Raw genomic sequence first — 13,041 nt, 5'->3', positions numbered from 1 at the left:
CCGAAGCTCGAGCGGCAGACTCGAGAGACCGACCGCTATCTACACGGCGGACGCTCGGGACGGTGGAAGGATATGTCCCCGGAGATGTGGGCGGAAATGATGCGTGGGGAAACCGACGAAGCTCGGCTTCGCGCCGCCTACCCGAACCTGCCACTGGTTGAAGAGATCTGCGCTGCGTTACTGGCGGCCCGGCAAATGGTGGACGTCACCGAACGTTATGATCGTGCTCACGAAAGCCTCGCTATGACTCTCCGCTATGCTCAGCTTACGAAACTAGACGTGAGCCGAAAGTTCCGGAGGGCCAGCCCCCTCGACAATCTTAGGGCAGGGCGCTGATTCTTGGGCACATCGGGTGGCTGAGTTCCCGCGAAGATCCTCTTAGGGCCGGGAGCGGAGCTTAGGGTTGGCGCGGGCCGAGGCGTCGGCTGTCTATCCCTGCGCCCTCCCGTCAGCGTACTCAACCAACCGACACAGTGCGTTCACAAGCTCCATCTCATCAATCGACCGGCAGCGCGCTTCAAGTAGCCGCGGCGAGCAGACAAGAACGGCGAGGCACTGCGCCCGAGAGATTGCTACGTTCAAACGGTTGCGAGAGAAGAGGAAAGCAAGATTGCGCGGGACATCCTCGCCGCTGGAGGTCGCCATGGAAAAGAAGACTATCGGGGCCTCCTGACCTTGGAACTTATCAACGGTGCCGACGCGCACACCAGCTAGCAAACCTGCTCGAAGGCACCGTACCTGAGCGTTGTAGGGCGCTACGACCATGAAGTCGTCTTCGCGGATCGGCCGGGTCGTTCCATTCGCATCGGTGAACGAACCTCGAAGCATTTCTTGAATCCGGGCTGCGATCTGTGCGACCTCCTCGTCCGAGGCAGAGCGATTTCCGTGATGTTCGACAGCAACGAAGCGGATGCCGGTCCCGAAGGAGGTCGCGCGTCGTGCCGCGCAGGGGTCGGAGTGGAGCCTGCCAGCGTAGACCATCTCTGAGAGGAATGCGCACACATCAGGGTGCATCCTGAAACTGTGATCTAGGAACACGCCGCGGTCTTCCGGGATCGTGGCCACCTCACCGAGAAGGTGTTCGAGGACCGATACCCCGCTACCCGACGGGTGTGAACCCTGGGTTACCTGTGCAAGCTGAAGAGGGTCGCCAAGCAGGATTATGTTTCGGGATGAGGTCCCTATGGCGATCGCGTCGGCGAGCGAGATCTGGCCAGCCTCGTCAATTACGATATAGTCGAGCTGACCATCAATGTCGCCACGTGCAAAGAGCCACCCTGTACCCGCGAGAAGCTGGACATCGGACGCGGAGAAGACCGCCGATGCGTCCGATTCGCTCTTGATGAACTCGCCTTCGTACTTCGACTCCGGATTGCCGGCAGTCGACTTCTTGAGACCGCGGAAGCTGAAGCCCTTTTCGTGTGCGACAGCCTCGACTTCATGAAGCAGGTTGTAGATTGCCTTGTGAGTTTGGGAAGTAACTCCCACCCGCCGTCCGTGGACCAATAGGTGCACGATGAGACGAGCTCCGGTCCTTGTTTTGCCCGTCCCTGGCGGTCCCTGCAAGAAAAGGTAGCTGTCGTCGAGGCTGAGTGCGAGGTGCTCCATGCGAGCCAAATCGGTCGTTTGGATTCGATCACCCGAAGCTAGCCCACGAGTCCGAGGGCGCTCTCGACCCAGAATCGCCTGGAGCGCCGGATAGCGATTGTCACCATCTCTGATCGATTCAGCAAACCGAAGCACGGCCTCACGTTGCTGACGATCATCATAGGGGCCCGTGGCGATGAGAGCCCGTGGAAGCGGCACCCCCGCGAGCGTCGGACCGCGCAGGAGCCAGAGTGTCCCGGTGGCCTCGTCGATCTCCAGGATCTCGCCAGCGCTCTTCCCGGTCGCCGGGTCGTCAGCCGGCCCGGGTCGGAGCTTGTGGTCCTGAGGTGGAAACCTGAGCATATGAAGGACAGATCTCTTGCGCGGTTTGGGCGGCATGTTCGCATCGGATTCAAGACAGCCGATCGACTCAGAATCATCAACCAATTCCTCCGGCGTCATGCCGAGCCGCTCGAAGTACCACCACCAAGCCGGTCGCGCCTCGCGGCGATGGTACTCAAGGAGCTCGGCGGTGAGCCAGCGAGGCGTGCCTGGCTCGGCACCCCTCAAGAGCTCCTCGCGAAGGCGCTGGCGAGCCTCTAATGCCGCAGACGCTTCTTCCGTAACAGTCGGTGCTGCCGGGATAGTAGGCCACGGGAGGTCAGCCGGGCGCAATCTGTGGAGCCAGCCGAGGAGAGCGTGGGTCGCCCGACAATCGTCCTCGTTGTATGCGGCGATCCCGGCAAGAAACGCGTCGTCCTTCGTCGAGATCCACTGCTCGTATTGGAGAATCGCCTGCGTGCCCGAACGCACTGCGGCGGACGGCGTGAAAGAGAACAATAGTTCAAGCTCCTTAAGTGAGTAACTCGGAACGCCTGCCCGCAGAGCTTGACGTACGACGGCATGGAGATCAACAAAGGTTTTGCGTCGGAGCAGTTCGTCCACTTCAGTCTCACGCGTCGCGTACTCGCCCATCAGCCGTTTGATCGCGGTCGGCTCGTAAGCGCCGAAGTGATACACGTGGAGATCGGGGTAAAGGGCAAGCCGCGTGTGGACGAGGTCAACGAAGCCTTCGAATACCCGGCGTTCGCCATCGCGGTCGTGCGCCCAGAAGACATCGTAATGCGGTTCAAGGCCATCAAACGTGAGGACACCAAAGAGAAAATTCAGGCCCCGCGCGGGCTCAAAGAAGGGATGTCCCTCAAGATCGAGGACGATGTCACCCTTCGATCGCTGGGGGAGAACCGCGAGACCGCGACCATCTTCGATCGGAAGCGCACTATATTGGATCTTTCCCGAACATTGACGCTCAAGCTGCAGCGCGGCTTGCTCATGCAAGCCCTTTAACGCCGGAGCGGCCATCTTCGGAATTCGTATGCCCGAACGTGCCTCAGCCAGGGCGGTCAACGTGGTGATGCCGGCGGTCACGAGTCGATCGACCTGATCGTGACGGATACCAGCAACGCGGACAAGGTGATCCTCACGATTCCAGCGTTCCTCACAGACCGGCCGGAAGTCGCACAGGGGGCAATGCTCGCACGGATAGGGCGCGGTTTGGGCGCGCCCTTCTGCTGCTAACTCGAAGCGCCGCCGCAACCGGCGGTAATAGGCCAATATATTTGCAAGCCTGATTGGGATGCGCTCCCGGGTGCCAAGGACAACGTACGCGATTTCGGGCTCGAGCTCCTGGATTCGCCTGAGACAGTGCGCATAGAAGCAGAGCTGAAGGGCGTGCTCGGGTCGCGGATGTCGGGCGAGCTTGGTGTCAAGGACTACATAGCTCCACGCGCCGAGAACAGAGGGCCGCTCGACTCGCTCGAGGAAGTCTGCGACCCCGCGCCAACCATCAACGAAGAAGACGGCCTGGTAGATATACTTGGCGCCTGCGTGGATTGCCTCGATTGTCGCTTTGGCCGCCGCCTGGAAGTCGTGGTCCTGACCGAGGCCTGCATGGACTATCTTGTGCCCTTCGGCGCGCAAACCGTCCAGAATACGAATCTCGTGCTCCTCACCCTTTCGCTTGATCAGATCAGCATACGCGTTCCCGAACGTCGGACGCGTGCTCTCCTGGTGCGCAACCCCCAGTTCAAGCTGGGTCAGGTGTTCGCAGGCGACGAAGTTGGTTAGATCTGAGGGTGACCGGTCGCCGGCCTAGAACCGGCCCGCCATGCCAGAGGTCAGCCTTCCTCTCGCGTGTTCCCCTGAGGATGTCCGGCCCCTTCACCAGTTGTGCCGCGAAGGCCGCTTCTACGACGTCGAGCGCTGGATCGCTGACGGGAAGCCGCTTCAGCTGACGTCAGAGGCCGTCCCCAAGGGAGCCCGGCCGAAGACGGCGCTGCAGATCGTGCTCGAGACCGGCCAGCATTCGCTCGCGACCCTTCTCCTGCAGAATGGCTACCGGCTCGAGCTCGAGCGGTACGCGCCGCTCGACCTGGCGCTCCGGTCCCGACGCTGGGACCTGTTCGACCTCCTCCTGGAGTGGGGCGGAGATCTCAGGAGCGTCGACGTCTACACGGTGCTCAACACCTACAATGCCGATCTCTATGAGCGTTTCAGGGCCTCCGGCTATGATCTGACGGAGGGCCACGAGATGGCGTCGATCCTCGGTCACGGCACCTCGAACCGCCCACTACTTGGATTCGTCAAGCGCCATCGGGCCGAGAACCCAAAAATCCAGCGGGAGCTGAATATCGCCCTCGGCTACCACGTCAGGGAGGCGAACGAACGAGGCATCGCCCTCTGCCTCTGGGCCGGCGCCGATCCCCACGCGCCGGCGCCTAATCTGAACCTGGGCATCGCCGAGGATGCTGACTCGGAAGACGGCGAGGAGCGCTTCGTTGGCTGGTCAGCGATCACGGAGGCTGCACGCGCCGGGCATCTCGGCATCTTGAAGCGCCTCGGACCCGATCCCGCCCGTGACGACTTCGACGAGCTGTACGAATGTGCGAGGTACGAATCCATCGTCGCGTTCCTTCTGACTGTGCAGCCGCCCAGGGATCTGACCCGAATCCTGTCGTGGCACTTCTGGTGGCTGGAGGATCGCTTTCCAAACACGGGCGCTGGCTATAGAGGCACCGGCGTAATCGAGGCGATCCTCAAGTGCGGCGTACGCTGGGAAGAGAGGGATCCGGAGCGGCTCGTGCGGATACGGCGCTCTCTGTTGAAAGTCGGCGATTATCACCTGAAAACGATCATGCATCGCCTCGAGCGGCCCGAGATCTGCGCGCCAGAAACTTATCGGGAGCTCGTCCGAACTCCGAAGGTGCATGCGCGGCTCGTTTCCCTGGGCCTGAAGAAGAAGCCCATCACCGAAAGCGAGAAGAGAAAGTCTGAGCACGGGAAGCAGACGAACGCGATAAGGAAACTGCTGCGTGACTACGACCGTGAGGTGCTCTACGAGCAAGTCTGGTCAGAGCCCGTGCTGACCGTGGCCAAGGCGTACGTAGTCTCCGCCGTGCGGCTCGGCAAGGTCTGCCGCCTGCTCAATGTGCCCGTGCCGCCGAGGGGTTACTGGGCGCGCGTCCGGAGCGGGGGCAAGGGGAGGAAGCCACCCCTGCCGGAGCTGAGGATGCAGCCGAATCGACCGTGACATCGGCCGTAAAGTCACTTAACGAGCAGGCGCCTGACCCGCTCAATTCGCGTTGCGACGAGCGGTCGCCCTGCAGTCTTTTCAAAGCACCCGATCTGCAGGCCAACGAGGATCTGATCGTCGGGATTCCAAAGGTCCGTGCCTGGTCGCGGGGGCATCCATACCCCTCCCCCGCTCATGCCGTGTCCGTCCATCACTTCATCGACCTCGTACGTAATGAGCAACTGGCGGTCAGGGTCGAAGTTTTCCCGGACAGTAGTCGTCAACTTACCCCAGAGCGTACGTGAGAACACCGCGCTCTGACGTGTGGGACGAAACACGAGGGTCAGGTCAAACGGGAACCCGCAGACCACCACCCGATCGTGCGGCAGTTCGGTTGAACGCGCCCGTTCGAGCGGGTAGAACTCCATGCTACGGAACTCGGCCGGGTGCCCGTTGAGACGCAGGAGTGCCACGTCCGCTGCCGCGTCCGCGAGTACGTTCGCCACCGGCAGCCTGAACGCAACCGTGTCAGCAAGATCGGGACGTATCAGGTGCCGATACCGTTCGTCGCGATGCTCAATTATGTTGACAGGCTGGGGCGGTTTGGGAATGCAGCGGATATCATCAAGGTCGAGCGCGTCGGCGACATGCTCCGCGGTAGCCACAAACAAATCCGTTCCGTGTGACACAAGGACACCGCTGCCGATCGTCGGCCCGGTCGCGGGCACAAGCGCAACAGCGTACCGCGCGACCGCGTTCGCCATCCCGTCTCGGACGGCCAACGCTTCTGCTTTCAAGTCGCGGAACCCGGGTTTGTCCATTCCCCGAATGATACCATTCTCCGGGGATGGGTGCGAACAAGAGAGCGGGTCATCGTCGAGTGGCCCTACAACTCGCCAAACGTCCGTGCCTAATCAACACTGATGCGCTTCTTCCACCCCTCCATCGTCCCTCCGGCGCCCCGCGCGGCGGCTCGCAAATTCCGCTCCTCGGGCGTCAACACGGGCGTCTCGCCGGGGCCCAAGGACGTCGCCATGCCATCGGCTACGTTACGATGTAGTCGGTGGGGTCGCGATGCACGGGGGGAAGGGGTCGGGCGGGGGAGGAGGGGCGGCGGCGGTAAGTAGCTCGACGTTCTTCGGGAGACAACGGATCTTGCGGATATCGGATTCGACTGGCACCCCGGGAAAACGATGCCGTAGAACAGCTTGCGCGCAGGGGTCGATATCGCAGAGGAACTCCGTCGAATGCCCCGCCCCCTCAAGGCCGACCTCGATCCCGCCTATGCCGGCGAACAATCCGGCGATCCTCATGGTCGATGCTCCGGATCATCGAAGGACTCTGCGAAGGTCATTCTCCTGGGTGGCTCCTCCTCCTTCAGGATCGACTAAGATTGACAGCGCAGCACAGAAGCGGGCGGCGATAACGATTACTTGTCTAGGTTGTTCTTGGTGCCGCGGGCCGGCAACCATATCTGATGAAGCGAATTCCAAAGGACATGCCCTACCGTGCTGGCATGCCACCGGCGACCGTGCTTCATGCGATTCTATTGCGCTTCCATGCTTTGGCGATTCTTCAGAGTATTTGTCGATGCATCACCGCCGCGGGACCCCCGCACAGGCACATTTGTGCCCAAAGTTGCAGAGCCTGCTCATCCAGGCCGGCTCGCAGGGCGGAAGCTCATTTGGTTGGGCGCCTGATTGGAGCAAATCGAGGCGCCTGCGCATCTCGGCCCGAATGCCTTCGAGATCTCGAAACCAGAAGTCGTACACCATGAACTTGTCTTCCAGAGCAGAATAGTAGATGATGAGCCTTCCCTTCTCACTGCCCGCCATCGCGCACTCGAAGGCGAGTCGGTCCGTGTAGTAAGGGGCATCGACAGCGAGGCGGTCTCGGGGGATCATCTCCCTGCGTTTGGTGGCGCGCAGCAACGTCGGGATCCCCCGGTAAAGCAGCAGCGATCCGCGAATGGGCCCAAACTGCACCCTGGTTGTCCGGCAGGCCCCAGGTACTCCGTGCCACACCGCGTCCTCAAGCACGTCAAGGAAACCACGACGTTCCATCGACTCCATTTGTTCGCCTGCATCTGGCTCCCCACTCTCTGGGATGCCATCACGCCGGAGGGCCGCTTTCCGCGGGAATACCAGGTCGTTCAGCGTGAAGTTGTCGGCCGGCCCTATCGGGGGCACTGCCAGGATCTTAGCCTTGAGGACCTCGGCCAGTGCGGTGTTCTCTGCGATGCGGACTGTCCCGGTCGAAACCATGCGCGTGAGCGGCTGCGCGGTGACGCAACCGCAAACGTCCGCATACGTACAGTCCCGGCCAAACCACTCGCAGCGGAGGAGGTGGCAGGGATCCCCGGTGTCGAGAGCGGCACGCAGGAGGTCGCGACGCTGAAGCATCTCGCGCACGATGTGGTCGCGATCCGTCATTTCCACGTCGAACGCCTTGAGGAGAGGCTCGCGCCCGTACTCAGACCGTCGATAATACAGGAGGTGCCCTAAGGGCCTGGCGACCATCGCGCAGTACATCGCTAGTTGCTCCACCTGACCCGGACGTGATGTGAGCACCTCTGTGGGGATTGAGGAGGTGGTCTTTAGCTCGATCGGCTCGCTCTCGAAGACGTCGATCTTGCCGACGATCTCTTCAAACTCAACGAACTGCTCGACGTACTCTTCCGTCGAGACCGCGCGACCGAATAAGTCATGGAACCCGGTCCCTGCCATCATCAACTGTTTACGGTCTGCGGAGATGACAATGTCTGGCCGAGTTCGGCTAAAGAAGGTCTGTCGCGGGTTCACTAGGTCGGTGACCGAGATTCTGCGCCTTGCCGACCTGCGGGCGATGGCGGCAGCCAACTCATCTTTGACAGTGCGATTCGCATCGATCCCAGCTATGTGTCGCGAGGAAAATGCTGTCATGAGGCCCCCCTAGTCATTAAGGCAAATCGCCATGACCTTGCTCGGCGTAGGCAGGACAGCCCCCCCTGGCGACGCACAGGGAATGAGGGCTCCCTGGCGACCATCATAACTCCACCAACCTGCATTCCGGGCCACACCCGCATATCCAGTGATGAGGTTGAGAACGCTATTCGCCGCCCCTGAGGCAAGGACCCCATTCATGCATACCACCTGAGGGTCTCCCAGGGTCTCGGGATTCCGATCATAACCCGGTCGACGCACAGTACGTTCGCGCTCAAGAGCCGCATCGGAAAGTAACGGCCCGCAGCGGAGACAGGCGGAGTCCGGCGTTACAAGCACGAGCTGGCCGTGGGCCAACGCGAGATGCTCGCCCTCTGTCAGGATCGTCATCCCGATATCAACAAGGGGTAGGTGGTGACGACGGCAGAAGGCGTTAATCTGCTCGCGAGCGGCGAGCGAGTCCGCACGAAGGAAGTACTCGGGATTCTGAAGAAGACGCGTCACGGAGCACAGGGCACCACTACACGCAGGATGGCAGTAGCGCCATGAGAATCAAATCCCTCCGGATCGAGAACTTTCGCTCGATCGAGAGTCTCACTTTCGAGGTGCCGCAGATCTGCGCCTTAATCGGCCCCAACAATGCCGGAAAAAGCAACATTCTAGAAGCCCTTCGCAGAATATTAGGAACAAACTGGGTTGCGGCGTCGAGCTTCTCCCCAGAGGATATCTTCATGCGCACTGAAGCGGCTGTCACGATTTCGTGCTCGGTAGACCCGCCGATTTCATATCATCATTTCAAGGAGGCACCCCGGACCGATGTTCATGGCCTCTCGTTTGAATACACACGGTACAAGATGGGCGAAAAGAAAGGCCAGCCCCGATTAGAGCAAAGTTGCCGCGATGAAAGGGGCAAGCCGCCAAGCGTTCTTACCAAGGCCCCGAAAATGGGACAGACACATCAGTACGAACGCCTCATCGGCATCCCACCCGAGGTCCGCGATGCTGTTCCGCTCATCTACATCGGCACTAATCGGTCTCTGAAAGAGCAGCTGCCGAGCGCGCGCTATTCGCTCCTGCGCCAGATGTTCGAAGACATCAACCGCGGGCTACAAGACCCCAAAAACACTGTACGGGTAAAGCGAGGGGACGGAACCGAAGTGATGGTGTCTCGCATCGAGCGCTTCCGAGAATTAATGGAGTCAGCGCTTGAACTCCTCCACACTGATGCGTTCAACGAAGTGGAATCGTCTATTAAAGACAAGGTGCTTCAGCAGCTCGGTTTTGATCCGGTGAACGATGCAAGCAAGATCGATCTCTATTTCAAGCCAATTGATAGCCTCGACTTCTACAAAACGTTAGACCTGCATGTCCGCGAGGACGGCTTTACTGTAAGCGCGCAGGAGATGGGTGAAGGTATGCAAAATGCCATCGTTCTCGCGATTCTGCAGGCTTTTGAAGAAACCCAAAGACGGGGAGCAATCCTGCTCATTGAAGAGCCGGAAATGTTTCTACATCCCCAAATGCAGCGAGCGCTTTATAAGACTCTCCGCAGGATCGGAGAGAAGAACCAAATCATCTATACTACTCATTCGCCTCATTTTGTCGCAGTACCCGACTACAAAGAAATCGTTCTGGTCCGCAAGCAAACCGGCAGAACTGGCGTGACCATTTCAAGGCTGCCGAGCGACAGCGCGCGACGGGAAAAGCTCATCAAGGAATTAGACCCTGAGAGAAACGAGCTATTCTTCGCAACGCGGCTTCTTATCGTTGAAGGTGATACCGAAAAGCTCGCTCTACCGGAATACGCCAGAGACCTTGGGATCGATCTTGATCAAGCCGGGGCCACGATTATTGAGGCGGGTGGGAAACGCAACTTGATGGAGTTCGCTAAGATCGCCATCTCATTTGGTATCCCGACAGGGGTAGTGTACGACAGCGACTCGTCTGATTTTTCGAGCGACAAAAAGGGCGAAGAGACTACTTATAACACCCAGTTGGACGCTCTGCACCAACCGGTGGGGACTGTACGTGTCTGGCGGTTGGACACCTGCTACGAAGACCATTTGCGTAAGGCACTCGGTGAACAGAAGTATCAGGAACTTTGCCAAAAGTTTCCCAACGTGGGAAAGCCAACAAGGGCGCGATTAATCGCAATGGAACCAGGGCTGGCGATCCCTGAACCCGTACCGGAAATTCTCCGCTGGTTAGGTAATCGGCCGAAGGTCCCTGAACAAGCGTAAACTGCGAATGGTCGGATCTCGAATCGCAATATGCTTCCCATCAAGGGAAATTTCTTCCCCGGCGACACGATCGTACAAGACCCACCCGTTTTGCACACACGTGATCTGGGAATGGCTTCCCCCGTGACCGACGCCGGCGGCTCCTGTGAAGGATGCCGTGCTGAACGACTCCCGAGACGACCGGCCTACCCGCGCACCGTTTCACCCGTATTGGTGCGTTCGCCCACCTCGGCTCCCCAAAACCCTCAGAATCCTTGAACGGACGGGAGGACCGGATCGCCGGTATTGGTGCGTTTCGGGCTCAGAACGCCCGGCTCCAAGGATGGACCCGGGTCGGTGGATGACCCAAGAGCGTCACCTTTGGGCGCGTCCCACGCTACTTGAAGCATGAACCGTGCATCCAAGTTCTCGATCGGGCAGTGGTCAAAGAATCACGCGGCGTGGAAAGCACAGAGTTCGTATTTTAGAGGTCTTGATGCATCAGACATCGTATTTTACACGAAGCCTCGCCTGATTCTGATTTGATATGGGGGTAGATAAATGGCTACCCGACTTCGGAGCGCATCCGTTGATCTTAGTCTTCTCAGTGACCAGGTTTACGAACTATTCAAGTCAGAGATCTTGGCGGGCAGCCTTCGATCTGGCGAGCGAGTGACGGTCAGCGGCCTGGCTGCTCGTATCGGACTCAGCCCCACCCCTGTGCGCGATGCCCTCAGGCGGCTGAGCACCGATGGACTCGTCGACGTGTTGCCACGCCGGGGTACCATCGTCGCCGCCTTCGACGCAAGGAGTATAGGAGAGATCTTTCATATTCGGCGAATCATTGAATGCGCGGCGGCCGATGAACTGCCGTCCGCCCCCGAGGCGATCCTGATCCAGATGTTCGATTTGGCGAAGGCGATGGAAGCCCTGCGAACAGAAGAGATCTTCTCCGACTATGATGCGTTCAGCTCGCTGGACACAGACTTTCATCGGTGTATAACCAAGGTTCTTGAAAACCGTCGGCTGAGCCAGTTCTACGAAACCCTTCGTTGGCCTATTATGGTTGTCCGGGCCCTGTCACGATCTCCCTTCCAGCGCGCGCAAGCTACCGTTGCTGAGCATGAGGATATCGCTCAGGCATTCCGACTTCGGGATGTACCACGGGCTAAAGAAGCCATCATCAAGCACTTGCGAAACGCGGAGGCCGACCTGCTGCAGCGGCGCTCGGGCGATGCCCGGGGCGGTTCGTAGAGCGGTCTCGCCGTGACCCGGCCATGCTGACGGACATTCGTGTCCTTGAAACGGATGTATATGTCTCGCGGGAGACAGCGCGCGAGTCGTTAAAATTCGGCAACGTGATCGTGGACAATTGTCTCTACTGCCATGCGCGTGTCACGGTAGAAAATGCGCGTGGGCACGTTGCGGACGGATGGGGCGCGATTTTTCTGATGGACATGTGGGGATGGCCGTCAGCAGCCGTGTCTCACGTAGATCGGGAGGTTGCGCTCCAGCGGGTTACGGAGGCCTTTGCCCAAAACCTTTCCAGGTCACGAGACTATGCCCATCCCTTGAGCGTCTTCATGGAAGCGGAGCGCGATCTGCCCGCGATCGCTGGATCAGTCGCTGGTGGCCTTGGTGCGCAGGAGTCCATTCCGCCTCTGGCCGCCCTCATTTCTGCCTCGCCCCTCGACATGGCTTTGCACGACGCCTTCGGGAACGTCAACGGGATACACACCTATCAAGGATATGGACCAGAGTTTATGCGGTTTGACCTTGGCGCCTACTTGGGTCCGGGCTTCAAGGGGAGGTACATCAGCGACTATCTCATATCCGCTGCGACTCCTCGGCTTCCAGTGTTTCACCTCGTCGGCGGTCTCGACCAAATTCACAAGGACGAACTGACTGGTGCGGATGATGATTTACCGAGGTCCCTTGAGGATTGGATTGAGCGCGACGGTCTGTTCTGCTTCAAGGTGAAGCTACGCGGAAACGATCTGTCTTGGGACCTTGAGCGTTTTCTCCACGTTGTGACGGTTGTTCGAGAGTTGGCGACGATCGTGCCGTGTCCACCGGTCTTCTCTGTGGATACCAACGAGCAGTGCGAAAGCGCGGAGTATATCGTTGAGTTCCTCCGCAGGCTCGCAGAACAAGACGCACCGGCCTTCGATGCCCTACTGTACGTCGAACAACCGGTCACCCGTAATCTCGCGGCAAACCCACACGACATGCGCGCCGTCGCGCGTCTGAAGCCCGTGATTCTAGATGAGGGGCTAGCCAGTCTTCAAGATTTCGATCTCGCCCTTACGCTCGGATGGTCCGGGATCGCCCTGAAGACCTGCAAGTGTCACTCCAAGGACCTGCTGTTCGTTTGCCTGGCGGAACAGCGCGGGATTCCCTATACCGTTCAGGATCTGACCAACCCCGGTTTGGCGCTTCTTCACTCTGTAGGGTTTGCCGCGCGGACACATCCCCTTGTCGGCGTGGAGACCAACTCGCGGCAATACTTTCCCGCGACATCGGCCGCCGAGGCCTCCGTTCATCCGGACATCTTTTCTGTGAAAGAAGGGTTCGTGCGAACCGACAGTCTCTACGGATCCGGATTTGGGTTTCGCACCGATGAGATTCCGAGACCTATATTCCGCAGTTCGCACAGCAGGCCCCGGGGGAGCGATGTACGCGTCGACGGGCGCGACAGTCTGAGACTAGAATGAGTTCCACACCAGCCAGCGGGTTGCTCTAT

General features: G+C 59.6%; 8 protein-coding genes. 4 read left to right on the top strand and 4 right to left on the bottom strand.

Translation table 11 applies throughout. The features are described 5' to 3' along the window. Nucleotides 1-429 precede the first annotated feature (429 nt). Complete coding sequence (locus VKV57_12075) at nt 430-3,672, bottom strand: TM0106 family RecB-like putative nuclease (protein HLW60646.1); 3,243 nt, start codon at nt 3,670-3,672, stop codon at nt 430-432. A gap of 82 nt (nt 3,673-3,754) precedes the next feature. Between VKV57_12075 and VKV57_12070 the strand changes: the two genes are divergently transcribed. Continuing rightward, on the top strand, nt 3,755-5,176 hold the full coding sequence (locus tag VKV57_12070; protein ID HLW60645.1) for a hypothetical protein: 1,422 nt from the start codon (nt 3,755-3,757) through the stop codon (nt 5,174-5,176). Nucleotides 5,177-5,190: 14 nt separating this feature from the next. Here VKV57_12070 and VKV57_12065 read toward each other — a convergent pair whose 3' ends face one another. From VKV57_12065 to VKV57_12055, 3 genes are all read right to left on the bottom strand, one after another. Beyond that, nucleotides 5,191-5,940, bottom strand: a complete 750-nt coding sequence (locus VKV57_12065) for a trypsin-like peptidase domain-containing protein (protein ID HLW60644.1) — start codon at nt 5,938-5,940, stop codon at nt 5,191-5,193. A 267-nt stretch (nt 5,941-6,207) separates the two neighbouring features. Then, nucleotides 6,208-6,471: a DNA cytosine methyltransferase gene (locus VKV57_12060; GenBank protein HLW60643.1), complete on the bottom strand. Its 264-nt coding sequence runs from the start codon at nt 6,469-6,471 to the stop codon at nt 6,208-6,210. A 282-nt stretch (nt 6,472-6,753) separates the two neighbouring features. Then, entirely contained in the window at nt 6,754-8,016 is a 1,263-nt protein-coding gene (locus VKV57_12055) for a hypothetical protein (protein ID HLW60642.1), read from the bottom strand. A 608-nt stretch (nt 8,017-8,624) separates the two neighbouring features. On the opposite strand from VKV57_12055, the gene VKV57_12050 reads away from it, so the two are divergent. From VKV57_12050 to VKV57_12040, 3 genes are all read left to right on the top strand, one after another. Further along, nucleotides 8,625-10,319, top strand: a complete 1,695-nt coding sequence (locus VKV57_12050; protein HLW60641.1) for an AAA family ATPase — start codon at nt 8,625-8,627, stop codon at nt 10,317-10,319. Between the two features lie 540 nt (nt 10,320-10,859). Then, the gene (locus VKV57_12045) at nt 10,860-11,552 is read left to right on the top strand and encodes a GntR family transcriptional regulator (protein ID HLW60640.1); all 693 of its coding nucleotides are present in this window, start codon (nt 10,860-10,862) and stop codon (nt 11,550-11,552) included. Between the two features lie 23 nt (nt 11,553-11,575). Beyond that, complete coding sequence (locus tag VKV57_12040) at nt 11,576-13,012, top strand: enolase C-terminal domain-like protein (protein HLW60639.1); 1,437 nt, start codon at nt 11,576-11,578, stop codon at nt 13,010-13,012. The last annotated feature ends 29 nt before the right edge of the window (nt 13,013-13,041 follow it).

The organism is bacterium (assembly GCA_035307765.1).
Lineage (GTDB): Bacteria > Sysuimicrobiota > Sysuimicrobiia > Sysuimicrobiales > Segetimicrobiaceae > Segetimicrobium.
This window is presented reverse-complemented; position numbering and strand designations above follow the sequence as displayed.